This window comes from Lawsonibacter asaccharolyticus, assembly GCF_022453915.1.
Taxonomy (GTDB): Bacteria; Bacillota; Clostridia; order Oscillospirales; family Oscillospiraceae; genus Lawsonibacter; species Lawsonibacter asaccharolyticus.
The window spans coordinates 2,182,863-2,209,187 of the sequence record NZ_CP091870.1; the positions used below are offsets into that span (position 1 = coordinate 2,182,863).

At 58.2% G+C, this 26,325-nt stretch carries 28 protein-coding genes; 3 read left to right on the forward strand and 25 right to left on the reverse strand.

The window, feature by feature from the left end; genetic code table 11:
* Window positions 1-8 precede the first annotated feature (8 nt).
* From L9O85_RS10410 to L9O85_RS10525, 24 genes are all read right to left on the reverse strand, one after another.
* The gene (locus L9O85_RS10410) at window positions 9-431 is read right to left on the reverse strand and encodes a hypothetical protein (RefSeq protein WP_276854230.1); all 423 of its coding nucleotides are present in this window, start codon (window positions 429-431) and stop codon (window positions 9-11) included.
* A gap of 74 nt (window positions 432-505) precedes the next feature.
* The gene (locus L9O85_RS10415) at window positions 506-847 is read right to left on the reverse strand and encodes a YhbY family RNA-binding protein (protein ID WP_050625435.1); all 342 of its coding nucleotides are present in this window, start codon (window positions 845-847) and stop codon (window positions 506-508) included.
* A gap of 360 nt (window positions 848-1,207) precedes the next feature.
* Window positions 1,208-1,801 (reverse strand): XTP/dITP diphosphatase, encoded by a 594-nt coding sequence (locus tag L9O85_RS10420; protein ID WP_256182016.1) that lies wholly within the window; start codon window positions 1,799-1,801, stop codon window positions 1,208-1,210.
* Window positions 1,802-1,803: 2 nt separating this feature from the next.
* Window positions 1,804-1,965 (reverse strand): hypothetical protein, encoded by a 162-nt coding sequence (locus L9O85_RS10425; RefSeq protein WP_276852911.1) that lies wholly within the window; start codon window positions 1,963-1,965, stop codon window positions 1,804-1,806.
* Between the two features lie 62 nt (window positions 1,966-2,027).
* A complete protein-coding gene (gene rph, locus L9O85_RS10430) occupies window positions 2,028-2,744 on the reverse strand; it encodes a ribonuclease PH (RefSeq protein ID WP_050623838.1) in 717 nt (238 codons plus the stop codon).
* A 61-nt stretch (window positions 2,745-2,805) separates the two neighbouring features.
* Window positions 2,806-3,393: a hypothetical protein gene (locus L9O85_RS10435; protein WP_301578570.1), complete on the reverse strand. Its 588-nt coding sequence runs from the start codon at window positions 3,391-3,393 to the stop codon at window positions 2,806-2,808.
* Between the two features lie 200 nt (window positions 3,394-3,593).
* Window positions 3,594-4,463, reverse strand: coding sequence for a signal recognition particle-docking protein FtsY (ftsY, locus tag L9O85_RS10440; RefSeq protein WP_050623836.1), 870 nt, complete (start codon window positions 4,461-4,463; stop codon window positions 3,594-3,596).
* Between the two features lies 1 nt (window position 4,464).
* On the reverse strand, window positions 4,465-4,740 hold the full coding sequence (locus L9O85_RS10445; protein WP_276852905.1) for a hypothetical protein: 276 nt from the start codon (window positions 4,738-4,740) through the stop codon (window positions 4,465-4,467).
* Window positions 4,741-4,755: 15 nt separating this feature from the next.
* Complete coding sequence (locus L9O85_RS10450) at window positions 4,756-4,932, reverse strand: hypothetical protein (protein WP_276852903.1); 177 nt, start codon at window positions 4,930-4,932, stop codon at window positions 4,756-4,758.
* A gap of 139 nt (window positions 4,933-5,071) precedes the next feature.
* Window positions 5,072-5,710, reverse strand: coding sequence for a hypothetical protein (locus L9O85_RS10455; protein ID WP_276756737.1), 639 nt, complete (start codon window positions 5,708-5,710; stop codon window positions 5,072-5,074).
* Window positions 5,711-5,830: 120 nt separating this feature from the next.
* Window positions 5,831-9,403, reverse strand: a complete 3,573-nt coding sequence (smc, locus tag L9O85_RS10460; protein WP_301578571.1) for a chromosome segregation protein SMC — start codon at window positions 9,401-9,403, stop codon at window positions 5,831-5,833.
* A gap of 938 nt (window positions 9,404-10,341) precedes the next feature.
* Window positions 10,342-11,523 (reverse strand): MalY/PatB family protein, encoded by a 1,182-nt coding sequence (locus L9O85_RS10465; RefSeq protein ID WP_050623832.1) that lies wholly within the window; start codon window positions 11,521-11,523, stop codon window positions 10,342-10,344.
* 3 nt (window positions 11,524-11,526) lie between these two features.
* Window positions 11,527-13,320 (reverse strand): N-acyl-D-amino-acid deacylase family protein, encoded by a 1,794-nt coding sequence (locus L9O85_RS10470; protein ID WP_108980809.1) that lies wholly within the window; start codon window positions 13,318-13,320, stop codon window positions 11,527-11,529.
* Between the two features lie 13 nt (window positions 13,321-13,333).
* Window positions 13,334-14,158, reverse strand: coding sequence for a hypothetical protein (locus L9O85_RS10475; RefSeq protein WP_108980808.1), 825 nt, complete (start codon window positions 14,156-14,158; stop codon window positions 13,334-13,336).
* A 14-nt stretch (window positions 14,159-14,172) separates the two neighbouring features.
* On the reverse strand, window positions 14,173-15,132 hold the full coding sequence (locus L9O85_RS10480; RefSeq protein ID WP_050623829.1) for an ABC transporter ATP-binding protein: 960 nt from the start codon (window positions 15,130-15,132) through the stop codon (window positions 14,173-14,175).
* Window positions 15,125-16,165 carry an ABC transporter ATP-binding protein gene (locus L9O85_RS10485; RefSeq protein WP_108980807.1) on the reverse strand — a complete coding sequence of 347 codons (1,041 nt, stop codon included), beginning with the start codon at window positions 16,163-16,165 and terminating at the stop codon, window positions 15,125-15,127. Before L9O85_RS10485 ends, L9O85_RS10480 begins: the two co-directional genes overlap by 8 nt.
* Window positions 16,166-16,177: 12 nt before the next feature.
* Window positions 16,178-17,107 carry an ABC transporter permease gene (locus L9O85_RS10490; RefSeq protein ID WP_301578572.1) on the reverse strand — a complete coding sequence of 310 codons (930 nt, stop codon included), beginning with the start codon at window positions 17,105-17,107 and terminating at the stop codon, window positions 16,178-16,180.
* Window positions 17,108-17,117: 10 nt separating this feature from the next.
* Window positions 17,118-18,038 (reverse strand): ABC transporter permease, encoded by a 921-nt coding sequence (locus L9O85_RS10495; protein ID WP_050623826.1) that lies wholly within the window; start codon window positions 18,036-18,038, stop codon window positions 17,118-17,120.
* 83 nt (window positions 18,039-18,121) lie between these two features.
* Window positions 18,122-19,798, reverse strand: a complete 1,677-nt coding sequence (locus L9O85_RS10500) for a peptide ABC transporter substrate-binding protein (RefSeq protein ID WP_050623825.1) — start codon at window positions 19,796-19,798, stop codon at window positions 18,122-18,124.
* Window positions 19,799-19,855: 57 nt separating this feature from the next.
* Window positions 19,856-20,797 carry an ornithine cyclodeaminase family protein gene (locus L9O85_RS10505; RefSeq protein ID WP_276756741.1) on the reverse strand — a complete coding sequence of 314 codons (942 nt, stop codon included), beginning with the start codon at window positions 20,795-20,797 and terminating at the stop codon, window positions 19,856-19,858.
* A 37-nt stretch (window positions 20,798-20,834) separates the two neighbouring features.
* Window positions 20,835-21,464: a helix-turn-helix transcriptional regulator gene (locus L9O85_RS10510; RefSeq protein WP_050623823.1), complete on the reverse strand. Its 630-nt coding sequence runs from the start codon at window positions 21,462-21,464 to the stop codon at window positions 20,835-20,837.
* Window positions 21,465-21,933: 469 nt separating this feature from the next.
* Window positions 21,934-22,143, reverse strand: coding sequence for a hypothetical protein (locus tag L9O85_RS10515; protein ID WP_301578573.1), 210 nt, complete (start codon window positions 22,141-22,143; stop codon window positions 21,934-21,936).
* A 158-nt stretch (window positions 22,144-22,301) separates the two neighbouring features.
* A complete protein-coding gene (locus L9O85_RS10520) occupies window positions 22,302-22,559 on the reverse strand; it encodes a hypothetical protein (RefSeq protein ID WP_133248304.1) in 258 nt (85 codons plus the stop codon).
* 629 nt (window positions 22,560-23,188) lie between these two features.
* Complete coding sequence (locus tag L9O85_RS10525) at window positions 23,189-23,923, reverse strand: helix-turn-helix domain-containing protein (protein WP_050623820.1); 735 nt, start codon at window positions 23,921-23,923, stop codon at window positions 23,189-23,191.
* Between the two features lie 281 nt (window positions 23,924-24,204).
* On the opposite strand from L9O85_RS10525, the gene L9O85_RS10530 reads away from it, so the two are divergent.
* Both L9O85_RS10530 and L9O85_RS10535 read left to right on the forward strand, forming a co-directional pair.
* On the forward strand, window positions 24,205-24,669 hold the full coding sequence (locus L9O85_RS10530) for a sporulation initiation factor Spo0A C-terminal domain-containing protein (protein ID WP_157954732.1): 465 nt from the start codon (window positions 24,205-24,207) through the stop codon (window positions 24,667-24,669).
* Window positions 24,670-24,711: 42 nt separating this feature from the next.
* Window positions 24,712-25,611 carry a PAS domain-containing protein gene (locus tag L9O85_RS10535; RefSeq protein WP_301578574.1) on the forward strand — a complete coding sequence of 300 codons (900 nt, stop codon included), beginning with the start codon at window positions 24,712-24,714 and terminating at the stop codon, window positions 25,609-25,611.
* A 166-nt stretch (window positions 25,612-25,777) separates the two neighbouring features.
* Here L9O85_RS10535 and L9O85_RS10540 read toward each other — a convergent pair whose 3' ends face one another.
* Window positions 25,778-25,963 (reverse strand): hypothetical protein, encoded by a 186-nt coding sequence (locus L9O85_RS10540; RefSeq protein WP_050623817.1) that lies wholly within the window; start codon window positions 25,961-25,963, stop codon window positions 25,778-25,780.
* 22 nt (window positions 25,964-25,985) lie between these two features.
* On the opposite strand from L9O85_RS10540, the gene L9O85_RS10545 reads away from it, so the two are divergent.
* Window positions 25,986-26,150, forward strand: coding sequence for a hypothetical protein (locus L9O85_RS10545; RefSeq protein ID WP_276756743.1), 165 nt, complete (start codon window positions 25,986-25,988; stop codon window positions 26,148-26,150).
* The last annotated feature ends 175 nt before the right edge of the window (window positions 26,151-26,325 follow it).

Genomic DNA, 26,325 nt, shown 5'->3' on the forward strand with positions numbered 1-26,325 from the left:
TTCCAAGTTCACCGCTCCCCCGGCTCTGAGCTGGACGGGAGAGCGGATGCCAGATCCCGCCACAGCTGTTCTCCGTCCAGAATGCGCCAGTTTAAACGCTCCCCGCTGTCATAGGCGAAGGCGCCCTCCGGTCCGGCGATCAGATACCAGCTGCCCCCCCGGTAGCTGAAGCCCAGCTCTAAGGGGCACCTATCCAGTTGGTAGCCGCCCACCTTCCCGCCATAGACCCGTCGGCAGCGCGCGATCCGCTCTGTCACAGCTTCCCGGTCTGCCCGGTCCGTCAGGTCTACCCTCGCCTGTCCGTCCCACAGGGTCACACAGTACAGCTCTCCCTCCATCATGGAGCGGGGAAAGAAGCACCAGAGCAGTCCCCCCACCGCAGCCAGAAGCAGGAGGGCGGTCAGGGCCGCACGCCATTTTCTCCGTTTCAAGAGACAAGCCTCCTCTCAGCCCTTCTTCCGCTTCAGTCCTTCTTGCTGCCGCTCCTCAGAGACAATTCTGTTTTTTATGGCTCCCTCTGGGGTACGCTTTCTCTCTTCTTTCCCTCCACCAGCACGATCTTGTCCTTTTTGTCCTTCCGGTGGCTCTGGCGGTAGAGAACAAATTTGGTCCCGATCACCTGGACCACCTCGCTTCTGGTCAGGGGGGCCAGCGCCTCCGCCGCCTCCCGGGCCGACATCAGGGCGTTTTCCAGCACCCTGCCCTTGATCAGCTCCCGGGCCTCCAGGGCATCGTTGGCCTGCTTGACCAGATTGTCACCGATGCCCTCCTTGCCCACGATCAGGATGGTGTCGATCCCGTTGGCCAGACCGCGCAGCTGGGCACGCTGTTTGCTTGTCAAATCCATCGTCCTCACAAACTCCATTCCGCTCCGTCCGCCTCCCGGCGGACATCCGCTCTATTTCGTTGCTCGTCCTCTCCAAATGGGACCCGCTCCGCTGGGCTCCCATTTGGGGCCGGCCCTGCCGGCCTGTCCTCTCGATCCATTCCGCTCCGTCCGCCTCCCGGCGGACATCCGCTCTATTCCGTTGCTCGTCCTCTCCAAATGGGACCCGCTCCACTGGGCTCCCATTTGGGGCCGGCCCTGCCGGCCTGTCCTCTCGATCCATTCCGCTCCGTCCGCCTCCCGGCGGACATCCGCTCTATTTCGTTGCTCGTCCTCTCCAAATAGGACCCGCTCCGCTGGGCTCCCATTTGGGGCCGGGCGTCAGCTTTTCTCCAGATACTCCCTCAGCTTCACCTGAAACGCCTCCAGAGCCTTTCCCCGGTGGGAGATGGCGTTCTTCTCCTCCGCCGTCAGCTGAGCAAAGGTTTTTTTCAGCGGCGGCACAAAAAACACCGGGTCATAGCCGAAGCCTCCCTCCCCCATGGGGGTGAAGGCCACGGTGCCCTCACATTCTCCTCTGGCAGAGAGCACGTCTCCGTTGGGAAAGCAGCAGGTGATCACCGATACAAAGCGGCAGGTCCGGGGCATCTGGCCCCGCATGTTCTCCAGCAGCAGGCGCACCCGTCCCGGGTCGTCCAGCCCAGGCCCTCCGTACCGGGCAGAGTACACCCCCGGCGCGCCGTTGAGGGCGTCCACGCACAGCCCGGAGTCGTCGGCGATGGCAGGCAGACCGCTGGCCTCCATGACCGCCCTGGCCTTCAGCAGGGAATTCTCTTCAAAGGTGGTGCCGGTCTCCTCCACCTCCACATCCACCCCCGCCTCAGCCTCAGAGCAGACCTCCACGCCCAGATGGGACAGGATATCGTTCATTTCCGCCAGCTTTTTCTTGTTTTTACTTGCTAGTACCAGCTTCATAGTTACCACTCCCACGGGTCCTTGCCCTTTCGTTTGTTCCACTTTTTATCCTCTTTTTGCTCCGTCTTCTGCTCCTGCCAGTTCTCCCGGGTCTTTTCTATATCAGACCTGATCTGATCCAGCTTCTTTTTCAGCTTCTGTCCGGTGGTCTCGATCTCCGGCACAGGGACAATAATCCGGCGGCAGTCGGGGACAGTAGAAGGCCTCCGCCTCCTCAGGTTTGGAGTTACCCCTCCAGCACAGCCCGCTGGACCGTCTGAAGCCGTCGGATACCCTTCTCGCACAGCTCCACCAGCTGACGCTGCTCATCCAGCGTGAAGGGCCGCTCCTCGCCGGTGCCCTGGATCTCGATGAGGCGGCCCTGGTCGTCCATGACGCAGTTCAGGTCCACCATGGCGGCGGAGTCCTCCTCATAGCACAGATCCAGCAGGGGCACATCGTCCACGATGCCGGCGGACACGGCGGCCACATAGCCGCTGACCGGATACTCCGCCAGCTGGCCTGCTTCCATCATCTTTCGGAAGGCCAGCATCATGGCCACAAAGCCGCCGGTGATGGAGGCGGTACGGGTCCCTCCATCCCCCTGGAGCACATCACAGTCGATGGTGATGTTCCAGGGTCCCAGCTTCTTCATGTCCACCACAGAGCGCAGAGCACGGCCGATGAGCCGCTGGATCTCGGCGGAGCGGCCGTTCAGCTTCAGCTTGGAGATGTCCCGGCGGGACCGCTCCCGGTTGGCCCGGGGGAGCATGGAGTACTCGGCGGTGACCCAGCCCTCCCCCTCGGGCACGTGGCGGGGGGGCCGGTCCTCCACGCTGGCGGTGCACAGCACATGGGTGTTTCCACACCGGATCAGGCAGGAGCCCTCGGCAAACTTGTTGATATGGGGGATGATCTCCACGGTTCGGAGCTCATCGTTTTTTCTTCCGTCAATACGCGGCATCGTCTTGTCCTCTCCTGTTCTCTGAGTGGCCCGCTGAGGGCCCCTCTGTTTTATGCGGTCTTTACTGAATGCCTCCCATGCTCATGAAAAATGATTCGGTGATGTCCTGCCCCTCTCCGTCGTACAGGGTGATCTGCTCCTCGGAGGCAAGTCCGGTGGGGATACGGCTGTCCACCCCGGTGTGGATGAAAAAGACCTCTTTCCGGGGCAGCTTCAGCTCATATTCACAGCCCCTGTCCAGTGTGATTTGGACCCTGTCGATCTCTCCGAAGGTGTTCCGTCCCTGAAAAAGCAGCTGCTTTCCGCCGTTCTCCTCGATCACACCGCACCGAAAGGGGGCGTTTCCGGAAGAGGTGTGGGCGATCCGATATCTGCCGGTGATGCTCCGCTCCAGCAGAGCGTAGCCCAGCTTCTCCCCCACCTCCATGGGGACGTAGGTCCGCTCTCCCAGGGTGACCGGCTCATGCAGCCGGGGCTGATAGCCATGGACCGCGTCTATCCCCCGGTTCAGCCAGTTCGTCAAAGAGCCCTCCAGCCCGTCCATTCCAGGATCGATGGGGTAGGAGAGGCGGTCGTTGATCCAAAAGCCCCCCGCCGCCAATGCGGCGGCACAGAGCACGCCCAGAAATATCTTCCCGATACGCTTCACGGCAGGCCCTCCCTCCGTATTCCCCTCCCGTTCCGGGAGACGTCATTTTATTTTACCATATCGCTGAGGAAAAATGTTGAAATAGATATGAATATGACTCTTAATTTTTCTTAACTCTGAGGCGGCAGCTGCCCCGCCGGTGACATGGTCTTACAACGGCGAGCGCCAGGACGGCCGGCTCCCAATTCCTAATCCCTAACTCAAATGAGCGCCTGCGCAAACTCCAGCGCGTCAAAGGGTCTGAGGTCGTCGATCCCCTCGCCTACCCCGGCGTACTTCACAGGCACGCCCAGCTCCCGGGCGATGGCGATGGCGATGCCCCCCTTGGCGGTGCCGTCCAGCTTGGTGAGGACGATGCCGGTGATGCCGGCGGCCTCCCGGAACTGCTTGGCCTGGATCAGTCCGTTCTGCCCCGTGGTGGCGTCCAGCACCAGCAGGGTCTCCTTGGCGCAGCCCGGCAGCTCCCGGTCGATGACCCGGGAGATCTTGTTCAGCTCGTTCATCAGGTTCTGTTTGTTGTGCAGCCGCCCGGCGGTATCCACCAGCACCACGTCTGTGTTCCGGGCCTTGGCGGCGGAGGCAGCGTCAAAGACCACAGCCGCCGGGTCCGCACCCTCGTGCTGCCTGATGATCTCCAGGCCGGAGCGGTCCGCCCAGATGGTCAGCTGCTCTGCGGCGGCGGCCCTGAATGTGTCGGCGGCGCACAGCAGCACCTTTTTCCGCTCCTTCTTCAGCTGTGCCCCGATCTTGCCGATGGTGGTGGTCTTGCCCACCCCGTTCACCCCGATGAACAGTACCACCGAAGGCTTGGTGGACAGGTCCAGGGCTGGGTCGCCCACCTGCATGGCGTCGGCGATACACCGGCACATGCAGGTCCGGGCCTCCTCCACCGTCTTGATGCGCTCCTCCCGCACCCGGCGGCGCAGTTCCTCCACCAGCTCCAGGGTGGTGTCCATGCCGGTGTCCGCCAGGATCAGGGACTCCTCCAGCTCATCGTAAAAGTCGTCGGTCAGCTCCGAACCGAAGCTGGCAAAAATATTGATCTTTTTCAGCTTGTCAAAAAAGCCCATATTAGTCGTTCCCTTTCTTATCATTTTTCCAGTCGATCCTTGCGCCGCAGCTGGAACAATAGTCTCCCGGATATTTCCCCAGCCAAGTACCGCATTGGGGGCAACGAATCCAAACGACATCCAAAATAATACCTGCCGCAATCAGAAACAGGCCAGCGGCGCCCAGTATCGTTTCCGCCTTCAAAATTGCGGTCAAAAGCCCTGTTCCCAACACAACAATGATAACATATTGTTTTTTTCTCAAGGACATCCGATTCAGCTTGTCAAAAAAGCCCATACGTTTGATCCTTTCTTAAAACAATCTGGTATTCTTCTTTCCGCAGAAGGGGCACTTGGGGCTGTCCAGCTCATAGCTCCTGCCGCAGCTGGGACACTCCATCCGGGCGATGCCGCTGCCCTCCGGGTCCTCCAGCTCAGACCACTCCACTCTCCCCGGAAAAATTCCAGCTTCCCGCAGTCTGAACAGCACAGGATATCCACATCCAGCGCCCCGGCCAGCAGGTTGTCCAGATCTCCCAGGACCCACCCTGTCTTTCCCAGCTGGAGAAATTCCCGCCGCAGCAGCTCCATCGTCCCGCCGCAGCGCAGGCATCTCAGGGTCCTCCGGCTCATGTCCCGCTCCCTTCCAGTCGGTCCCGGCCGATATAGGTCTCCTCCGTGGAGTACAGCCGGTCTCCAATGGAGGTCAGCTTGCGGACCTCCTGCTCCCGGCCGTCCAGGATGACTCGGACCCGGATTCCGTTCCAGCTGTCGGAGGTAGTGGCGAAGCAGTACAGCGTCTCCTCCGGCGCCACCGGCTTGCTGTTCTCCGGGGTGCGGGCCCGCAGGACCAGGCACACCTCACTGTCCTCCTCCGTCTCTTCGGAGGCGGTCAGCCCGCCCTCCAGCAGGGAACGGTCCTGGTCCGGCAGATAGAGCAGATACTCGTCGGTGTCCTGGCGGTAGAGCCAGAAGACAATCCCTTCTGTCTCCGGGGTCTGCTCCAGTTCTCCGGCCGCCTGCTCCATCCACTGGGCGATGTCCGGCGCGGACAGGTCGATCTCTCCCGGCTCCCGCAGAGTGTAGCGCACCGCCTCCCCCTGCTCGTTGTACATCTGGTACCAGGTCCCTGTCTCTTCGGGACCTTCGTCCTGGGGGATAACATATCCCAGCCCCGCGAATACCAGCTTCACCCCCGCAAAAAGGACCGCAATCAGCAGGATCAGCCCCACAATGGGCAGCCACCCGCCCTTTTCCTTCTCCTTCAAATGTGTCCTCCCCGGTTCTATGCCGTAAAATATCTGTTCTCCGCCCAGCGGGCAGTATTGGGGTCGATATAGGCCCAGTGATCCAGAAAATCGTCCTCATTCAGGGGGAGGAATGAGATCTCACCGGATCTTCAGCTCTTTCTCCACGTCGTTGAGATTGATCGTCAGCATACGGCTCACGCCCTGCTCCTGCATGGTGACGCCGTAGAGGACGTCGGCCTCCTCCATAGTGCCGCGCCGGTGGGTGATGACGATAAACTGGGTCTTGTCCGCCATGGAACGCATGTAATGGGCGAACCGGGCCACATTGTTGTCATCCAGGGCGGCCTCGATCTCGTCCATCACCACGAAGGGGGTGGGCCGGACCTTCAAAATGGCGAAATACAGGGCGATGGCCACGAATGCCTTTTCCCCGCCGGAGAGCAGGGTGATGATCTTCAGCGCCTTGCCCGGGGGCTGCACTTTGATCTCGATGCCGCAGTTGAGGATGTCCTCCGGGTCCTCCAGCTCCAGCGTGGCCTTGCCGCCCCCGAAGAGCTCTGTAAAGGTCTGCCCGAATGCCTGGTCGATGGTCTGGAACTCCCGGGCGAAGATGGTCTTCATCTCCCCGGTGATGTCCGCGATGATCTCCTCCAGCTCCCCCTTGGCCCGCTGGACATCGTCTCTCTGGTCGGTGAGGTAGGTGTATCGTTCGTTGACCCGCTGATACTCCTCGATAGCCCCCAAATTTATGGAGCCCAGGCTGGAGATGGCCCGCTTCAGCTCCCCGATGCGCCGGCTGGCCTTGGGCACCGACTCGATCTCCACCCGGTGCTGCTTGGCCGCCTCGTGGGACAGCTCGTAGGTCTCCCACAGCTTGTCCAAAAGCTGCTTCTCCTCCATGGCGGCAGCCACCTTCCGCTGCTCCAGTATGGAGACCTCCCGCTCCATGGCCAGCAGCTCGTCGTTCTTGGCCCTGCTGTCCTTGTCCGCCTGGTTGCGCTGTCCCTCCAGGGCCAGCTTTTCCTCGCCCAGGGCGCGGATCTCCTCGCTGCGGACCTGATTCTCCGCCCGCAGCTCCTGGAGGCGTGCTGTCTTCTCCCCGATCTCCTGGGTGAACTGGCGGTTCTTCTCCTCATACTGGCCGATGAGGGCCTGGTTCTGCTCCCGGTCCCCCGCCATGTCGTCCCGCAGGCTCTTCAGCTCACCCAGGCTCTTGGCCGTGGTCTCCTGCTCCGCCTCCAGGGCGGCCAGGGAGGCGGTGAGCTCGGACAGCTCCCGGGTGATGCGGGCGGACCGGTCCTGGAGATCCGTCTGGCCTCTGACCTTTCCCTCCGCCTCGCTCTTCAGGGCAGCGGCGGCCCCCTCCAGCTCCTGGATGCGGCTCCTGGCCCCCCGGGTGTCCGACTCGATCTGGGCAGAGCGGCTCTTCAGCTGCTCCAGCTCCTCCCTCTGGGACGACGACTGGCGCTCCAGGTCGGCCACCACGCTGTCGCAGTGGGCCGCCTCGCCCTCAGCCTTCAGGATGGCGTCCTCCCACTCCCGCAGCTGGCTCTGGGCCGTCTCCATCTCATAGCCGGCGGCGGCGGCCTCCCGGTCCGCCTCCTCCAGCGCCTTGGCGGCCTGGGCCAGCTGCTCCCGCAGGCCCCGGCCCTGTTCGTTCAGCCGCTCCAGCTCGTTGGCACGGCTCAGGATGCCGGCACTGCGGCTGGCGGAGCCGCCGGTCATGGAGCCGCCGGGGTTCAGCACCTGCCCGTCCAGGGTGACGATGCGGAACTTATAGCCGTATTTCCGGGCCGCTGCGATGGCGTGGTCCAGGTCCTCCATCACCGCCACCCGGCCCAGCAGGTTGGAAAACACGTTCCGGTACTGGGGCTGGAAGGAGATCAGCTGATCTCCCACCCCCACGAAGCCGGGCTCCCGCCGGAGGGCCTGTCCCTCCCTCAGCTCCCCCGGCCGGATGGAGCTGAGGGGCAGAATGGTGGCCCGGCCTGCGTCTCGGCGCTTCAGATACTGGATGACGGCTTTGCCGTCCTCCTCCCGGTCCACCACCAGGTTCTGCATGGCACCCCCCAGCGCGGTCTCAATGGCCACGGTGTACTCCTCCGGCACCTTCAGCAGGTCGGCCACCGGACCGTGGATATGCTGGAGGCTTCCCCGCTGGGCCTCCCCCATCACCAGCTTGACCGCCTTGGAGTAGCCCTCGTGGAGCTTCTCCATCTCGGTGAGCATCTTCACCCGGGATGACAGGGCATTCTCGTCCATCTGGAGCTTCATATGGCGCTCCCGGGCCTGCTCCGCCTTTTTCCGGCGTGACTCCAGGCGCAGGGCGTAGCCGCTGATGACGTTCTGCACCGCGTCCCGCTCCTCCACCGCCTTGGCCAGGGCCTTCCGGGCCTGACGCTGGGCGGCGCGCCCCTCCTCCAGCCGGCTGTCCAGCTCCCGCAGCTCCTGGCGCACCGTCTCGTCCCGGTCCAGCACCTCCTGAGCGGCAGCCGCCAGGGCGGAGAGCAGGGCCTTGGCCTCGGCGGCGGTGGCCGTCTCCATGGCCTCCTTCTGCCGCAGTTCCTCCAGCTCCCGTGCCAGGGTCCCGGCAGACTGGGCCGCCTCCTGGGCCTGCTCGCTCTTGCCCCGCAGCTCCTCCCGCATCCGAGTCAGCTTGTCCTCGATCTCGGCCAGCCGCTCCTGCCGCTGGCCGATCTGGCCCGCCAGGCTGTCCGCCCGGCCTTCCTGCTGGTCCAGGTCCGCCCGGATGCGCTGAGCGTTGTCCAGGTTGTTCTGCACATTGTTCTTCAGCACCGCGATAGCGCTCTCCAGCTCCGCCGCAGCGGCCTCCCGGCTCTGGCTCTCAAAGCGCAGCCGGTCCGCCTCCACGTCCTTCTCCCGCATCTGGGCGGAGAGGGCCTCGGCGGCGGCATACAGCCGCTCCAGGGCCGCCCGGGCCTCCTCCTTCTGCCGGGCAGCCTCCTGATAATCGGCGTCCAGCTTGATGTGGCTGGCCCGCAGCCGCTCCAGGGTGTCCAGCCACACGGAGACCTCCAGCCCCTTCAGCTCGTCCCGCAGCACCAGGAACTTTCTGGCCCGCTCACTCTGCTCCCGCAGGGGCTCCACCTGGAGCTCCAGCTCGGCGATCTTGTCGTTGACCCGGACCAGGTTCTCGTCCGTATGGACCAGCTTCCGCTCTGCCTCCTCCTTCCGGTGGCGGTAGCGGGAGATACCGGCGGCCTCCTCAAAGACCTCCCGGCGGTCGGCGCTCTTGACGGAGAGGATCTCGTCGATCTTGCCCTGGCCGATGATGGAGTAGCCCTCCCGGCCCAAGCCGGTGTCCATGAACAGCTCGTTGACGTCCTTGAGGCGGACGGAGCGGCGGTTGATATAGTACTCGCTCTCCCCGGAGCGGTAATACCGCCGGGTCACCATGACCTCGCTCTCATCCATGGGAAAGATGTGGCTGGTGTTGTCCAGGATGAGGGACACCTCGGCATACCCCGTCTGGCGGCGCTGAGCAGTGCCGCCGAAGATCACATCCTCCATCTTCCCACCCCGCAGGGCCCGGGTGGACTGCTCCCCCATGACCCAGCGGATGGCGTCGGAGATATTGGATTTTCCGCTGCCGTTTGGTCCTACGATGGCGGTGATGTCCTCCCCAAAGGTGAGCACCGTCTTGTCCGGAAAGGACTTGAAGCCCTGGATCTCCAATGCTTTTAAGTACACAACGTCGCCCCCTTCTTCTTAAATCCTTTCAAATCCTTGCGCCGCAATGGTTTCCAAGCTTTCTGCTTTTTCATAAATTCTCAAAACTCACCATAATTTCTTTTTGAGTTGGTGTAAGATCGGTGCAACATGGGATTTCATGGAATTCTGCACCACAAAAACCGCGTAACCGTTGGGGCAGTATGGTCACGAGATTTTGAACGCCCCATTTAGGGCTTGAATTGTTTCCAATTTCTTTTCTCTTAACGCTTTTGTGTAAGTTTCCATAGTTGTACAGATGTTCCAGTACCCCATCACATCTTGCAACAGCCTGAGGTTAGTGATAATTTTTTATTGTATCACACCATCTATCCCTTTTCAATATGCTAGATAATGCGTCCCTGTTTAAGAAAGGTGTTGATGATTCCAACTCCGGCGATTTCACCAGTGTGCCTTGCAGGAAGCATTCACGGATGATAAAATAATAAAGAGTAAAACATCAAAGAAATGTTTACGTCTATATAGATGAATTTATAGTTTTGGTCTTATCTTTTCGTGTGTGGGAATTGTAGTCAATATTGCATTTCTACTGATGAACTAAATGAAACCACAGAGTAAAAGGTATTAAGCTAATAAGAATTTGACAAAGGAGTGCAAAAATTATGATACCAAACTTTGGATTGATTATGATTTGTGTAATTCTTTCAATAGGTATAGGAGTGGCGGTTGCTATCTATAACGAGAAGAAAAAGAATGACAAAGATAAAGATTGACAAATTCTAATTTGTTATCTGAAATGCTGACCCATAGGCGCAAGGTTGAAATACACCTTTTATATTTTCGCCTAATTTTCTACATACTGGAGTAACCTCTTCCCTCCACTTTTCAAAGGTCTTCCGGCATCATCGTCGCCTATAACAAGGGCTCTGCACATTTTTTCGTGCAGAGCCCTATTTTTATTAGATGTAAGGCGCCTCTTGGGCAAAGCCGCATTTCCGGGCGGCAGCTTCCAAGCGGGTGAGCGCTCCGGTCAGCTCAGAGCGGGGCATTCCAATTTGCAGGCGCAAAAAGCCGGTCCCGGCAGCGCCGTACTTGCTGCCCAGGTCAGGCTCCACGCCGGCGGACAAGAAGAACCGCTCCAGCTCCAGCTCCGACAGCCCCAAGCCGCGGAAGTCCGCCCAGATTAGCGTACCAGCTCTGTGGCGCAGAAGCTTCACCGCCGGCATACAGCGGGCAAAGCAGTCCCGCACCAAGGACTCGTTCTCATGCACAAAGTCCATCAGTTCGTCGATCCACGCCTTGCCCTCATCTGTGTAGGCCGCCAACACCGCGGCCCGCATGAAGGGAGAGAGGCTGCCATAGTGATCGGCATCCCGCTGGGTGCGGTAGGCCTTCCGGATGGCCGCATCGGGGATGATCACATTGGAGTGGCTGGTACCGGTAAAATTGAACGCCTTGCCAAGACTGGTACAGATGATACAGTGGTCCAACGCGTTCGGAACGGCGGCATAGGGAACCATCAGACCGGGCTGCCACACATGCTCGGCAAAGATCTCGTCCGCCACCACCAGCACATGGTGCTTTTGGGCCAAAGCCGCCACTCGCTCCAAATCCTCCCGCTCCCATACATCCATAGTGGGGTTATGAGGGTTACAGAGGAGCATCAGTTTGTTTTCCGGTGCGGCCATTTTCTCCTCCAGGTCGGCAAAGTCCATCTCATACCGGTCACCCCGCAGTTGCAGGGGACTGTCCACTAATTTCCGACCGCAGTTGGCGATGGCGCGGGCATAGAGCAGATAGACCGGCTGCTGCACAATGATGCCGTCGCCGGGCTGAGTAAAGGCGCGGATGGAGGCACACATGGCCTGAAGGATCCCGTAGGACGGCACGATCCAGGAAGGTTCTATCTCCCAGCCGCGGACCTTTGCCATCCAGTTGACAACAGCCCGGATGTACAGGGGGTCATCGGAGTCGGTCCAACCATACAGACCACTCTGAGAAAACCTGGTCAGCGCGTCGATAATGCAGGGGGCGGTTTTTACATGCAGCTGTGCTCCGGCCATCACGGTATAGTCCGGTCGGAACCCGGTGCCGAAGCCGTAGTCAATGGCGTCGGCCAGAGTTTGAAAGTCAAAAGACATAGCTCAGTTCTCTCCCTTTCGATGTTCAGGCCCCAGAACCGTGCCGCTGCGCACATGGGTATGGACGCCGTGGTCCACGGCGATCTGCCCGGCCACCAGCACATAGTCCAGTCCCTGCGGGCCATGTCGGGGATCAGCAAGATTTTCCCTGGCAGAGAAATGCTCCCAGTCCAGTACCAACAGATCGGCAGCCAGACCTTGGGAGACAAAGCCCCGGTCGGTCAGTCCCAGGGTGCGGGCCGCATTGCCGGTAAGCTTGCGTATCGTCTCTTCTATGGCAGCGCCCTTGTCCCGCTCCGTCTCCAGAAACACGGTCATCCCCTCGTATGTGGCGGGCGAGCCGCACTCCAGCGGCAGGTCGCCCTCGGACAGGGCCGCGTCGTAGTCCAAGGTCCAGGTATCCAGACCAATGGTGGCCTCCGTTCGGGCCACAAAGGCGTCCCGGTCGGGGGTATGTTCCGGACGGCGCCCCAGGGAAATCATAGCGGCGTAGGGGTCTTCGGTCAGCACATCCAGCAGCAGCTCCAGGCTGTCTGCCCCCTGCGCTGCCTCTCGAATCGTTTTGCCTACACAGCCTGCCCGCTGCACACGGGTAAACCGGTAGCGGGTGTCCCAGGCTGGGTCGGCCTGCGGATCAAAGCGGGTAAAGACCCCCTGAGACGGATGGCGTCCGGTCCGGATCTCCTCAACAACCTGCCGCCGAAAGTCAGGCAGGGTCAACGCCCGGGAAAAAGCGGCACAGCCCCCACACCGCTCCACGTAGGGTTGGAACAGAGAGGCGGCCATAGGGTAGTGGAAGGGACCATAGGCGTACTTGGGGATCACATCCCAGGTGACGTTTACACCCGCCTGCCGGGCTCGGTCCAGCTCCTCCAGCGTCTTGGCCACGGCGGCACGGATCAAACCGTCGTGGGCCGGGGTGACGTTGTAGCCGTTTTGTATGTGGCTGACATGGATGCGGACGCCGCTCTCCCGTCCCAGGTCCAAAAATTCCCGCAGACCGTCCAGGAAGCTCTGAGCATGGCCATAATAGGGGTGGCTGCGGCTGCGGGTGTGAGCAGTGACGATGCCGCCCCGGGCAGCCACCAGCTTCATCAGGCGCAGCAGTTCCTCCCGCCCGGCAAAGAGGCCCGGCTCATAGTCCAGGCCCAGACTCAGTCCCAGCGCGCCGCCATCCATGGCCTCGCTGAGGGCGCCCTCCATGGCGGCGATCTCCGTCTCAGTGGCGTCCCGATGGTAGTCGGTGCCCATGGCCTGTAGGCGGATCTGGGCCTGCCCGGCCACCACAGCCAGGTTGGCGCCCAGCCCCACTCGGCGCAGATGCTCCAGGAACTGGCCATAAGTAGTCCAGTCCAGCTCCTGACCGTAGGTCTGGGCAAAGGGCTCCCGCAGCCGCTGAGTGGGAACGAGATAGGCGTTGTATGGGTTAATACCCCCAGGCGGCTCAGGCATGACCTTGGTGAATGCCTTTTTCTCTGGGAACATGTAGAGCCAACTATGCTGTACTGGGGCGACCCCCAGGCCACAATGTCCGGCAAATTCCGTGGTAATGCCCTGGCCCAGCGTGCTCTCCATATTGGGGTACATGGCGGCGGAGCAATCGGAATGGGAGTGCATGTTGATAAATCCCGGGGTAATCAGTTTCCCTGCGGCATCCATCACCTGGGCTCCCTCCGGGGCGGAGAGGTCAGGGCCCACGGCGTCTATTACGCCGTCCCGGATGCACACATCGGCCTGGAAGGGCGGGGAGCCGGTCCCGTCTACCACAGTCCCGCCCCGAATCAAAGTCCATGCCATGGCGGGCCTCCTGTCAGACCAGCCCGCCGATGCGGGTGACCTCTACGCCCCGAGCCTCCCAGGCGTCCAGGATCTGGTTAAAGCCAATGGAGTCGCTGGCCATGTGACCCATGCACAGCACGTTGCAGCGGTTGTCCTCCTGCAGGGCTTTGACGATGTCAGCGTCCATGTGCATGCAGACAAAGGTACCCACACCGGCGGTGATCAGCGCCTTCAGCTCGTCCAGCTCCGCCCCCAGGCCGCCGGCAAAATCCACCACAGTCTTTCCTGCGTAGCTGTCCTTTTCGCCCACCCAGATGACAGGGCGCTGGCCCTCGGGGGCTTGGGCATACTCTCGGATGGTCATTAAATTGTCCAGGATCTCCTGGACGGTGGGGTTGTCATTGGCTTTATAGACCTCGTCCACCTTCGCCTCCACCATCCGCTCGCCCAGCAGGTCGGCGGGGGTGTGCAGGCCCAGATATGGCATCCCCAGCAGCCGGGCCACAGACGGCCCCCCGTCCAGGTTGGAGCCGTGAAACATGATCTCCGTAGCCCGCTTGCGGTGCTCCAGCAGCTTTTGGGCTACGTTGACGGGCACACCATAGTGTACCAGCTTCTCATAGTGGCTTTGGGCAACCAGCTCTCCCAGCTTACCCAGGCGGGGCACCATGTTATGGTGCCTGGCCACACAGTCATAGCCCAGCTGGCGGGCCAGAGTCAGCTCGGCAGCACCCATATCAATGCCCGCCAGCACGCGGGTGATATTCTCCCCTGGAACCGAGACGGAGGAATCCAGAGGCAGTTCCTGCAGTTGGGCCAGATCCAGGGCAATTTGAACCATTTCTGTTGTATTCATTGGTAGTGTTCCTCCTAATCCAGATGATGACAAGCGGCAAAATGTCCGCCGCTCAGGTCCTTGGGCGCGGGCGTCTGCGTGCGGCACTGCTCGGTAGCCCGGGGACAACGGCCGCAGAAACGGCAGCCCGGTTTGGGGTCGATGGGGCTGGGCACCTCGCCCTCCATAGGGATGCGGTGGTGGGTCTTTTCGTAGTCTGGGTCGGCCACCGGCACTGCCGAGAGCAGACCCTGGGTATATGGATGGGCCGGATGGCCGTAAACCTCCTCCGTAGGGCCGTATTCCACCATGGTGCCCAGATACATGACAGCCGTCTCATCGGCGATGTGGCGGACCATGGACAGATCGTGGGCAATAAACAGGTAAGTAAGTCCCAGCTCCCGCTGAAACTTCATCAGCATATTGACCACCTGGGCCTGGATGGACACATCCAGGGCGGAGATGGGCTCATCACAGACGATAAATTCCGGGTTCAATGCCAGCGCCCGGGCGATACCCACCCGCTGGCGCTGGCCTCCGGAGAACTCATGGGGGAATCGGTTGGCGTGCTCCTTGCTGAGGCCTACCATGTTCAGCAGCTCATACACCCGCTCCCGCCGCTCCTTGGCATTGGCGCAAAGCTTATGCAGCTCCAGGCCCTCCGCGATGATCTCGCCTACGGTGAAAAAGGGATTCAGAGAGGCGTAGGGGTCCTGAAAGATCATCTGCATCTTTCGAGTCAGGGCCTTGGCCTGGGCCCGGGTCACCTTACTGATGTCCTGGCCGTCAAACACGATGGTGCCCCCGTCCGGCTCATAGATACGCAGCAGGGTGCGGCCCACGGTGGTCTTGCCGCAGCCGGACTCGCCCACCAGTCCCAGGGTCTTGCCCCGCTGGATGGCAAAGGATACATTGTCCACCGCCCGCAGGATCTTGCCCCGGCCTACACGGAAGTGTTTTTCCAAGTTGGAAACCTGGAGAATTGCATCAGACATGATCACTGCCTCCTTTCGGCAGGGGCGGAATGCCCTCCGGCGGCGTTACATCGGGTGCCCTTGGGTCCAGCAGCCAGCAGCGGGAGCCGTGGCCCTGACCGCAGGCAAATTCCGGGGGATCTTCCTTCAAGCACGCCTCCATGGCGTAGGGACACCGGGCCGCAAAGGCGCACCCCTTGGGCGGGGCATACAGATCGGGCGGCGTGCCGGGAATGGCGTACAGCTCACTCTTCACGTCCTGGATCAGGTTGGGCATGGCCCCCAGAAGCCCCCAGGTATAGGGGTGGCTGGGGCGGTAAAATACCTGCCGCGCGTCGCCGTACTCCACGATCTTGCCCGCATACATCACGGCGATCCGGTCGGCCATCTTGGCCACTACGCCCAAATCATGGGTAATGAGCAGTATGGAGGTCCCTCGCTTCTCCTTCAGGTGGTTCATCAGATCCAAGATCTGCGCCTGCATCGTCACGTCCAGGGCGGTGGTGGGCTCGTCGGCAAATAGGATCTTGGGGTTGCAGGCCATAGCCATGGCGATCATGACCCGCTGACGCTGACCACCGGACATGGTATGGGGGTAGCGCTTTGCCACCAGCTCCGGGTTGGGCAGGCCCACCTGCCCCAGCAGCTCTGCCGAAATCTGCTGGGCCTCCTGGCGGGACACCCTCTGATGGCGCAAAATACCCTCGCACATCTGCCGTCCCACCCGCATGGTTGGGTTCAGGCTGGTCATAGAATCCTGAAAAATCATGGAAAATTCCTTGCCCCGGTAGGACTCCATAGCTTTGTCGCTCAAATGGGTGATGTCGGTGCCCTGGTAGGTGATGGCGCCCGACTTGATTTGGGATGGAGGGGAGGGCAGCAGCTTCATAATGGTTTGGATGGTCACCGACTTGCCGCAGCCGGACTCGCCCACAATGCTCAGCGTCTCACCCGCATCCAGCCAGAAGCTGACGCCCCGTACCGCCTGGACTTCGCCGGCGTGGGTGTCAAAGGAGACATGCAGGTCCTGCACGTCCAAAAGATGGTTCGTCATAAGGCGCCTCCTTTAGTCCCTCAGATGGGGGTCCAGCGCATCGCGCAGACAGTTGCCGAACAGATAAAATGCCAAAATGGTCACACTGATAAACACGCCGGGAATAAACAGCTGGTAGGGGTAGAGGCGGTAAAACTCCGAGCCCACCTGGCACAGCTGACCCCAGGACGTCATGGGGGATTTGATGCCCAGGCCGATAAAGCTCAGGTATGCCTCCAGGAAAATGGCCGCCGGGATGGCAGAGGAGATGTTGACCACCTGCTGGCCCAGGATATTGGGCAGGATATGCCGGAAAATAATGCGGATGGGGGAGGCCCCCAGAGTGCTGGCAGCCAGGACAAACTCCCGGTTTTTAAACTGGAGCATCCGGCCCCGGACGACGCGGGCCGAGTCCATCCAACCGGTAATGGCAATAGCGATGATGATGGCCACGGGGCCCGCGTCCAGCCAGAGCATAATAAGGGTCACATACACCAGTGATGGGATACACACGCCCACGTCAATGATGCGCATGATGAGCATATCCACCCAGCCGCCGAAAAAGCCGGACAGGCCGCCCAAAAAGATGCCGATGATCTGGGGCACAATGGCGCCGCCCAGACCGATAATCAGGGAGATCCGTGCCCCCACCCAGACCCGGGTCCACAGATCCCGGCCTCCGGCGTCGGTGCCGAACCAGTGCTCGGCACTGGGAGGCTGGTTGGTGTGGAGCAGATCGGTGGTCTCATAGCCGTAAGGAGAAAGTATGGGGGCAAAAATGGCCATCAGGATGATGATGACAAGGAAGGTCAGACTGACTATGGCGACTTTGTCGGACCGAATACGGCGCAGCACGTCCCGCCAGTAGCTGACACTGGGGCGCACTATGGCGTCGGCCATGCTTCGGTCAGCGGGCAGACGGACAAAATCCTGCTCGTTCAGAGAGGAAGCGGGTTTGTTCATTGAATGCACCTCATTTCGCAACCCGGATCCGCGGGTCCACAAGGCCGTAAATCAAATCGATCACAAAGTTGGCGCTGACCACAAACACACCGAAGAATACCGTTAAGCCCAGGGTCATGGTGTAGTCCAGGCTCTGGATCGATTGGACAAAATACGCGCCGATACCCGGGATGGCAAAAATCTGCTCCACCACAAAGGATCCCATCAGGATGGTCACGATCTCCATGCCCAGGGAGGGGATCATGGGGATGATGGCGTTGCGGATCTGGTGGCTCCAGACGATCCGGGCAGAGGAGAGGCCCTTGGCCTTGGCAGTCTTGACGTAGTCCTCCGAAATGACCTCCAGCATCAGCGTGCGCATATTGCGGGTTTTTCCGGCGATGGAGCCGATGGCCAGGGTCAGTGTGGGCAGGATGGTGTAGGCAAAGCCCTTCCACTGGGCCACCGGGAACCACCCCAGTTCGGTGGCAAATACATATTGCAGCAGGGATGCCAGAATAAATACCGGCACCGACACGCCCAGCACGGAGAAGCCCACCAGAGCATAGTCCAGGGGACGGCCCCGCCGCCGGGCGGCAATAATGCCGAAAAAGATCCCGATGGGGAAGCTGAGCAGATATGCCTGCAGCCCCAGCTGCGCCGACACCGGGAAGGTCTGGGCAATGATGCCGTTGACCGACTGCCCTACATATTTCAGCGAGTAGCCGAAATCACCCCGAATCAGGTTGGACAGAAAGGTCAGGTACTGCTCCAGGGGCGGGCGGTCCAGCCCATAGTAGGCCATCATCTTGTCCCGCATCTCCTGGCTCATCAGCTGCGTGGTGCCGAAGGGGGTCCCCGGCAGGGCATGGAGCAGAAAGAAGCTGCATGTGGCAATGAGCCAGATGGTGATGATCGAGATCACCAGCCGCTTTAGAATATATCGTTTCAAGGCGGGTCTCCTTTCGAAGAACGATACGCGGGGAGACGGGGCCTGAAAAGCCGCCGCGCTCCCCGCTGCGCAAAACTACTTGTTTACTTGTGTACCACCAGGTGATTGAACTGATAACCGGAGCTGGTGGCGGACATCTGGAAGCCCTCCACATAGGATTGCACTGCGCCGGTCACGCCGTTTTCATACAGGGGCAGGATGGCCGCATTGTCCAGGAAGATCTGCTCGGCCTGGGCGGTGAGCTCCGCCTGCTTGTCCGGCTCCAGCTCGTTGATGGCCTGCTCCACCAGGGAGTCAAACTGGGCATCGCTCCAGATGCCGTAATTGACCTCGCCGCCAGTGACCATGGCCTCCATAATGTCGGTGGGCAGCACGTCAGTTTCCCAGGTAATGGCAAACAAATCATAACTCAGGTCGTAGAAGCTGCCAATGGCAGTGCCAATCACATACTGGGTCAGCTGGATATTCTCCAGGCCCAAATTCTGCTTCCACTGGTCGATAATGGTCTCCAGCAGCAGCTTCTGCTCCGAGGTATCCCAGGTGATCAGCTCCAGCTGGGGCAGCTGAGAGACATCAGAGTAGCCCAACTCTTCCATGGCCGCGGCCAGATACTCCTTGGCCTTATCCACGTCGCCGGACAGAGGCACCGTTTCCACCGGGTACTCATCCACAAACTTGCCGCCGTCGGGACCGGCAAAGTTGGAGTCCACCAGTCGGTTATAGGCTTTGTAACCGGGGTTTACCGCATTGACGGTGGCGGAACGGTCGAAGCCATAGTTCAGGGCCTGACGAAAGTTCTGATTGCTCAACAGTGCGGCGGTCTCCGGACTAGTACCCTGTTGATTGATCCACAGGAACATAATGCCGCCGCCCACAAAGGAGTTCAGGTACTCATTCAGGTGTCCAAAATACTGGCTGGAGATCTGCTCAATGGCGTCCACCTCGCCATTTTCGAACATGGCCACCTTGGTGTTGTCATCCTCCACCTCGATGAAGTGCAGGTTCTGGGTGGGGAAGGAATTGGCACTGTCCCAGTAGAGATCATTCTTTTTCAGCTCCATGGAGCTCTCCAGCACCCAGTCGGTGATGATGTACGGGCCGGAGAACAGCATGGTCTCCGGCGATGAGCCCAGCTGCTGACTGCCTACCTGCTCCACAAAATCCTGGCGCAGGGGGTACAGGCCGCGCACAGCAATGGTGCGGTCAAAGGAGTTGAGCGGCCGCTCCAGGGTGATCTCCAGGGTCAGGTCGTCCAGGGCTTTCACGCCCACCTCGGCCCAATCGGTGATCTCGCGGGAATTATAGGCCGAGGCGTTCTTGATGGCAAACCAGCTGTATGCCGCCGGGCTACCCATGTCGGGATTCAGCAGACAGTAGGCGCCGTACTCAAAGTCGTGGGCGGTAAGCGCCTGGCCGTCCGACCACTTCAGGCCGTCCCGCAGGTGGAAGGTGTAGACGGTATAGTCATCGCTGACCTCGTAACGCTCGGCAGCGTCGTACTGCAGCTCATCGCCGTAGAAGCGCACCAACTGGATCTGGGTCAGATAGAAAAGGTTAAAATCGTTGGAGCTCTGGCTCATAATGGGGTTCAGAGTCACCACACCATTGTAGGCCATGGTGAAGTCGGCGCTGACTCCATCTGCCGTGTTTGAGGTGCTTCCGGCGCTGGAGGCGCTGTCATCATTTTGGTAGGTGTTGCAGCCGGACAGGAGGCCCAGCAGCATCACACCGGTCAGAAGCAGGGCAATGCATTTTTTCATGGCGGTTTCCTTCTTCCTCAGATAAATTTATTGTTGTCGGGTCATGGGGCCAGCCATTCAGCTGCGGCTTCCGCCGCACAGATACTTGACACAGGCCACATCCTCCACGGCCAGGCCCAGCGCGTCAAACAGAGTAATCTCTTCCCCGCTGCTCCGGCCCGGGACACGCCCCAGCAGCACGTCGCCCAGAGAGCCCACAATGTGGTCCGGACCGATCAGTCCCTCCTGCAGGGGGACCAGATATTCACCGCACTCCTTGCGCATGGCCTCCACCTGATCGGCGTACAGTCTGGCTTTGGCCACCAGAGTACTGGTGACCTCTCGGGTGGTGGGCGTGAAAGCGCCCACGGCGTTGATATGGGTGCCGGGGGCGATCCAGTCGCTCTCCAAATATGGCTCCCGACTGGGCGTTACGGTGCAGACGATGTCAGCGTCGCATACCGCCTCCCGGACACTGTCTGCAGCGGTGACCGGAATACCAAATTTTTCCTCCATCTCCTGACAGTAGCGGCGGGCCGTCTGAGTGTTTTGATCATAGACGGTCACGGAATGGATATCCCGCACAACGGTCATGGCGGCCAAGTGAGACCGTCCTTGTGCTCCCGCCCCGATAATGGCTAGGCGGTGGGCATCGGGCCGGGCCAGCAGGTCGGTGGCAACGCCGGAGACCGCGCCGGTACGGATCTCAGTAATGACCGCCGCGTCGGCCATTCCCAGGAAGCTGCCGTGTTCTCCCTCAAATAGCAGCACATAGCCGATGTGGGATGGGTATTTGGTTCCTGCATTCTGGGGAAACGCTGAAAGCACTTTGGCTCCAAAGCAGTCCCCCAAACAGGCCGGCATAAACCCAAACTTCTCTCCGCCTGGCAGCAGGGCAATGGAGCGCAGCGGCTGGGTGTAATTCCCGGCCTCCAGCTCCCGCAGGCTGGTGCGCATCAGGTCGATACACACAGGCATGGTCAGCCGCTGGCGGACTTCTGCGGCCTCTACAATTGTCATGGGCGTCTCCCCTTCTCCAGCATTATGGTCTGCTTCATTAAATGTGCTCCAACTCATTGAGGTAGTTGTAAATCGTATATTTGGATACACCCATACGCTCGGCTACATAGGGGACGCTGCGCTGCAGGTGGAAAATACCCTTCTCTTTCAGCAGGGCCACCAGCGCCATTCGGTCGCCCTTGCGCATCTGAGACATGGGCTTGTCCAGTTTGGCCTGGCAGGCATCGAAGATGGCATCCAAATCAGAGCGGTCCTCTGAGATAGAGTCCAATAGGCTGCCAGAGGACTCGGTAAAGTTCTCCAGCAGGCGGCGCATCGCCCCCATCACCGAGACATCATAGTTGATGCCAAGGGCATAATGGTACCCCTCGCCCCGCAGGTGGAAAGTAGAGGATTTGATATTCTTCCCGCTGGGGGTCACTACCATCTGGTTCAGGAAATCCTGATCCAGACTGGTCCCTTCCGGGTCATCCTGGATGGTATCCCTTCCATAAATACTCAGCGTGGAGCCGGCGCTGCGTCCGGAGACGTGACCATTGAAAATCACCAGATTCTTCATCCGCTCACCCTCCATCTCATGGACTACCGTTTCACAGCTGTCGCCAAACATACTGGCAATCCCCTGGGCCAGACGGCAGAGAAACTCGAACGCCTCCTCTTGACGCATGGTCAGTCCCCTTTTCTGTGTCTCATTGGTAATGGGGTAATTATAATGATATCTCAACAAATTGTCAATATAACTTCAACAAAAAATAAATATTGCCGAGCAGTGCGAAAGTTTGCGAGCAGTTTACGCCGATATCGTACGGATCTGTGGCCCGACAAAGTTGCCTTCACAGAAAAAACGGCTGTTCCGGCTGCGTAGTTTGCTGGATTTTCGGCCGTTGGTTCTGACACTTTACTCCGAACAGGACAGCCAGCAGGTCAGTCGATGTAACTAGTGCTGGAAATATTTCATTCCGAAAATGAAAAAGGCCCCCCGGTACTGTGACCGGGTGGCTGATGGCAAGAGCTGCAAACAGCGCGGGGGGAATCTGGTAAGGCTAGATAAGACTTCGGAGGGCGAAGCACCCTTTACTTTATAAAAAGCTGCAGGACAGGAAATACACCCATCTGCTTCTCTGGCATGAAATTTTCTATTTAGTAACGGTATCCATCGCTTTCTTGGCATAGACCGCCAGATTGTCCACCTCCACCGTCACCCTCTGCTCCCAGCGGTCGGCGCCGTTTTCAAAGGGGGCGTTTTCCAGGTCGTAGACCTGTACCATAAAGGTCCCGTTGCCCTTCGTCAGTAAGGAGCTGCGGTCAGCAGTTACTTCCAGCGCGAAAGTACCATCCAGGGTCACGTTTTTTGCCCCGCCCTCCACCTGGACACTGCCGCTTATGGCCCGCCAGGAGAAGGTGACGAAGTGTTCAGGCGCTGGTTGGCTCCAAGGGAAATATAGAAGGTATAGGTGTCGCTGCCAGAAGGAACTATGAGGACTTGCCCAGCATCTTGGTACAATCATACCAAACAAAAGAGGATAGGAGGACTGCGCCGTGAAGCGAATACGATCATGAATGCTTCTTTTTTCCTGCTGTGCGCGGCAGTGGCGGCGGCACTGCTGTGCTTCCGCAGCTGGCCGTTGGGAAAGGCGGCCACCGTGCCGTGGCTCTGGCTTTTGGCATAGAGCAGGGTATCCAGCGGCAGCACCGATGTCTTGCTGCCCAGCCGCAGGGTCACCCGGTCCGGTCGGTGGTGCAGACGGAAATCTGTCTCCATGGCCTGAGCCAGCTCCGCCCGGTCCACCGGTTTGTAGAGGTACTGGATAGGGCGGACGGAGTAGCCGTCCTTGAGGCATTCCTGGCTGCTGGCGATGAAGAGGATGCTGGTCTGTTCATTCTCTGCCCGCGGATCTCAGGCCAGTTCCATTCCCGTCCGGCCTCCATCAGGATATCCATATATAAGAAGTTCAAACCGCTCCCCGCCGTCCGGCGCGGCGGCCAGCTCCCCGGCGCTGGACAAGGCAGAGATGGTGTGCTCCGACTTAAACCCGGTGAGAATCTCGCGGCACAGGTCGCAGATCTGCTCCTAGGCATCACGCTCATCCTCACAGGCCGCCACTCAGTATATATCTCCCGCCCTCTAGCTGCCTCATGGCTCCATTATAGATGGGGGATACCTGTTTGTAGAGGGCGCCTTTTTGATGGGCTTTTTCTTGTCTATGCGGTACAATTTTTGAGCTTCCGTTGTCTATATTTATGTAGTGTTCATTCAAATACAAAATTTTATATTTATATTTTACAAGTTCTTACTAATATCAAAAATCTGCATAAAAAGTAAAAGCCCCAAGGCTTTTCACAACGAAGATCCCTTCTTTTCGCCAAAAATATTCGGAAAGCAGGGTTCATTTAAGTTTCCAAAACGGCATTTACTTGGCCAAGGACCGTACCAATACAGTGGAATTCATCCGCTTCTTTCACCAAAATATCCTCATCAATTACATTTAGAGATCGAAGACGGCACTCTCCCTTCTCCTGGAAAAGGGTACGGATATAGTAAATGCCATTGAGACAGAACAGCCCCATCTCATTGTGCCGTGCCTGTCTTCTCTGGAGTGCCAGAATATCAAATTTTCGAAAGACAGGCAGATATTGATCTACTTGAATTTGAAAGCAAAAATCGGTTCCGTCAGGCAGATCTTTTTGCATGATGTGCGCGCTGCCCAATTTCGTTTGCATGAGAAATCCGGTGTGGAGCTTACGCACACCAGGCAGATAGCAGGGGAGGGTAAGCTGACTCTTGGTAATAGTTCGGGCATATTCCTCATTGATAATCAGCCGAACGAGCCGCTTTCCCTCTTCCGAAAGCTTTTTATATTTTTGAATAGAATCAATTTCTTCCGCATTCAGGTCCTGGTCATAAAGATTTCTTACTTGGCTATGTCCAAGATAATCGGAGTAAATATAATTGGCATCGACTTCCAACACATTGATTAGGGAAATCAGGATATCAGGTTTCGGGGTGCTGATACCATTTTCGTAATTGGCAATCGCTGAGGGAGTCACGCATATTTTAGCCGCCAGCTGGGGCCTGGTGAGGCCCATTTCCTGTCTCCTCTGCCGTAATCTATCTCCCAGGCTCATGTGAGGTCCTCCTTATCAGACGCTACAATCCCCATTTTCTGCCTCACAAATCTCTTGCCCGCAAAAAGAGGATAACAAGAAATTTGTAAAAATCGGTTGACTTTCAAAGATATTTGTTGTAAGCTAAGGGTGCTGAACGTGTTACATGGACATATGTACCACGAACGGCGTATTTAAGTATATCGATAATACTAAAGCAAAAGACAGCGCTTGTCAACCAGGAAATGTACGTGGCCCCCATAGGAACGGCTGGGCAATCTATCATTGAAAGGATATTTATTATGATATACGATGAAATCGCGGATACTCTGCTGCGCGCAGGGATTCCGGTCAATACAAAAGGGTTTATATATATTCACGATGCTTTAGAACTCATGGATAAAGATCCCTACTATTTTTCCGGAAAGATCTGTGCGTTATACGCAAAGATAGCCAAGCAGAACGGAGCCAGTTTCGCACAGGTAGAGCGCGGGATACGCTACGCTTTTGAGGGTGCCCTGACACGCGGGGATTCGAAATTGGCGGGGCATTATCTGGACCCCGTCAATACCCAAAGCTCCAATCAACTCAAAGTCTTGTTTCTGCGGTGGAAACAGGACTCACATCAGAGAGAGACAGCTTTATGCAATAATATGTCCGTATGCCGTGCGGAGATATACAACGAGATCCTTGCTGAGATGAAAGTTTTGACCTCTACGATCCGGCAGGCTGCATTAAGTGCCGTCTCTCAAAAAACAGCAGTGTAAGGAGAGCCCTATTCAATATGTATATGGGAGAGTTATGTGGGAATGAAGAGTGATCTGAAAATGCCAGCCCCTTCGCAGTGCTTCGTTCATAAACCTAACGAGAAGAGACAGCTTGAGCATTGTATAGAAAAAGCAATGCTGGATTTGCTGAGCAAATGTATGTTCGGCGGTATTATGATTACTTATAATGCTCCGGGCTTCCCCCTCTATTACATTGATGAACAGATGCTGTCTCTTTTGAATTATCCAAGCCAGAGGGATCTCATCGCCGCTGTCGGGAAAACCATGATCAATTGCCTTCGGCCAGAGGACCGCGAAAATGTAAAGGCAGAGATCGCACAGGCCCTTCTCGTTGGAAATAACTATACAACGGCATATAGAATGCTGTGCAGAGGCAAAGGCTATATCTGGGTAAAAGAGACAGGAGTACAGACGGTCTTACCCAATGGCGCATCAGTACTGGTCAGCCTATGCTTGGACATCACCGGTCAAATGGAGGCGCAGGCTGAACTGGAGTCCATCGTTCAATGTCCGATGGGCGGAATTTTCCGTGCCAGAACGGATCGGGATCTTACCTTGATCTATGCGAACGATCACTACTATGCTCTGCATGGCTTTACAAGGGAGACATTCCGCAACAAATTAAATAACCAAGCGATCCACTTGGTACATCCCTCGGATATTCCCTGGATTGAGCAACGGCTGCGTAACGCCATAAAACAGAGGGAGTCAACGATCAGCTTAGAATATCGTGTAGTTCGTCCCGATGGGGAGGTCGTATGGCTGTTGATGAATGGCTCCTTTTCCGAGCAGCAAGGGGACATGCTTCTCACTGGCATGGTCATTGACATTTCGCATCAAAAGTTCATGGAGGAACGTCTCTGTTGTAAAAGTCGGCGCCAGCGCGCACTTTGCGTCCAAAATTGCGAGCCTCTCAATTAGAATCTCAGCCCCAGGACCGGACCGAATATTTGTTTGTTATCGTCTGAGCCAGGCAGAGTCAGTTTTAAATCCCCATAGTGAGCGATAATCGCTTATAATATCAATGTTTGAGTCTTATATAGTTTCCCTTGTTTTTGACCTTACAGGCTGAAACAGGGGAACACTTTTACTCCCCGCAGGCTGCCTTGTCCAGCAGCTCCTGCATATCCTTGGGTGCCATATCTTTTGAGGCGAGCAACCAGATCGTCATCTGTCCGTCTAACAAGGAGCTCTCCCGTCTCAATGACCAGTACAGCAGCAGGCGAGGCTCCCATAAGCGGTTCATCCGGCAGTGCATCAACCGCGATGCCATCTAGGAAGCCCCTCCTGTTGATATGCCAACGCTGGTCTATGAAGTTCGCAGCAGCAGGAACATCCTGAACCAACTCCTCCGTACCGTCAGCTCCATCGGCCTGCTGGATGAGGCCAAGCTCCGCAGGGTGCTGGGACACAACCGGGAGATGGAGGGATGTATCGTGGAGGCTTACCCGAAAGGCTGACAGCAAAACACACCGCACAGCCTCACGGTCATTCGGTGCTTACATCAATTATAACATTCTCCGGTAAACGCGAGGGAAATGATGTGGTTTACTGTACTTCACCTTAATGCAAAGTCCGCTGTTATTTTGCTGTTTTCATGACCTTCCAGATATTGTACTGTCTTAAGATCATCAG

Bases quoted from the DNA above. Each gene is read 5' to 3' on its own strand.
- L9O85_RS10490 (WP_301578572.1), bottom strand. From the start codon at position 17,107: ATGAACAAACCCGCTTCCTCTCTGAACGAGCAGGATTTTGTCCGTCTG.
- L9O85_RS10485 (WP_108980807.1), bottom strand. From the start codon at position 16,165: ATGACGAACCATCTTTTGGACGTGCAGGACCTGCATGTCTCCTTTGAC.
- L9O85_RS10445 (WP_276852905.1), bottom strand. From the start codon at position 4,740: ATGGGCTTTTTTGACAAGCTGAATCGGATGTCCTTGAGAAAAAAACAA.
- L9O85_RS10475 (WP_108980808.1), bottom strand. From the start codon at position 14,158: ATGAATACAACAGAAATGGTTCAAATTGCCCTGGATCTGGCCCAACTG.
- L9O85_RS10420 (WP_256182016.1), bottom strand. From the start codon at position 1,801: ATGAAGCTGGTACTAGCAAGTAAAAACAAGAAAAAGCTGGCGGAAATG.
- L9O85_RS10545 (WP_276756743.1), top strand. From the start codon at position 25,986: ATGCCAACGCTGGTCTATGAAGTTCGCAGCAGCAGGAACATCCTGAAC.
- L9O85_RS10540 (WP_050623817.1), bottom strand. From the start codon at position 25,963: ATGGCATCGCGGTTGATGCACTGCCGGATGAACCGCTTATGGGAGCCT.
- ftsY (WP_050623836.1), bottom strand. From the start codon at position 4,463: ATGGGCTTTTTTGACAAGCTGAAAAAGATCAATATTTTTGCCAGCTTC.
- L9O85_RS10525 (WP_050623820.1), bottom strand. From the start codon at position 23,923: ATGAGCCTGGGAGATAGATTACGGCAGAGGAGACAGGAAATGGGCCTC.
- L9O85_RS10415 (WP_050625435.1), bottom strand. From the start codon at position 847: ATGGATTTGACAAGCAAACAGCGTGCCCAGCTGCGCGGTCTGGCCAAC.
- rph (WP_050623838.1), bottom strand. From the start codon at position 2,744: ATGCCGCGTATTGACGGAAGAAAAAACGATGAGCTCCGAACCGTGGAG.
- L9O85_RS10465 (WP_050623832.1), bottom strand. From the start codon at position 11,523: ATGTCTTTTGACTTTCAAACTCTGGCCGACGCCATTGACTACGGCTTC.
- L9O85_RS10520 (WP_133248304.1), bottom strand. From the start codon at position 22,559: ATGGAGACAGATTTCCGTCTGCACCACCGACCGGACCGGGTGACCCTG.
- L9O85_RS10510 (WP_050623823.1), bottom strand. From the start codon at position 21,464: ATGCGTCAAGAGGAGGCGTTCGAGTTTCTCTGCCGTCTGGCCCAGGGG.
- L9O85_RS10470 (WP_108980809.1), bottom strand. From the start codon at position 13,320: ATGGCATGGACTTTGATTCGGGGCGGGACTGTGGTAGACGGGACCGGC.
- L9O85_RS10500 (WP_050623825.1), bottom strand. From the start codon at position 19,798: ATGAAAAAATGCATTGCCCTGCTTCTGACCGGTGTGATGCTGCTGGGC.
- L9O85_RS10505 (WP_276756741.1), bottom strand. From the start codon at position 20,797: ATGACAATTGTAGAGGCCGCAGAAGTCCGCCAGCGGCTGACCATGCCT.
- L9O85_RS10530 (WP_157954732.1), top strand. From the start codon at position 24,205: ATGATATACGATGAAATCGCGGATACTCTGCTGCGCGCAGGGATTCCG.
- L9O85_RS10480 (WP_050623829.1), bottom strand. From the start codon at position 15,132: ATGTCTGATGCAATTCTCCAGGTTTCCAACTTGGAAAAACACTTCCGT.
- L9O85_RS10535 (WP_301578574.1), top strand. From the start codon at position 24,712: ATGAAGAGTGATCTGAAAATGCCAGCCCCTTCGCAGTGCTTCGTTCAT.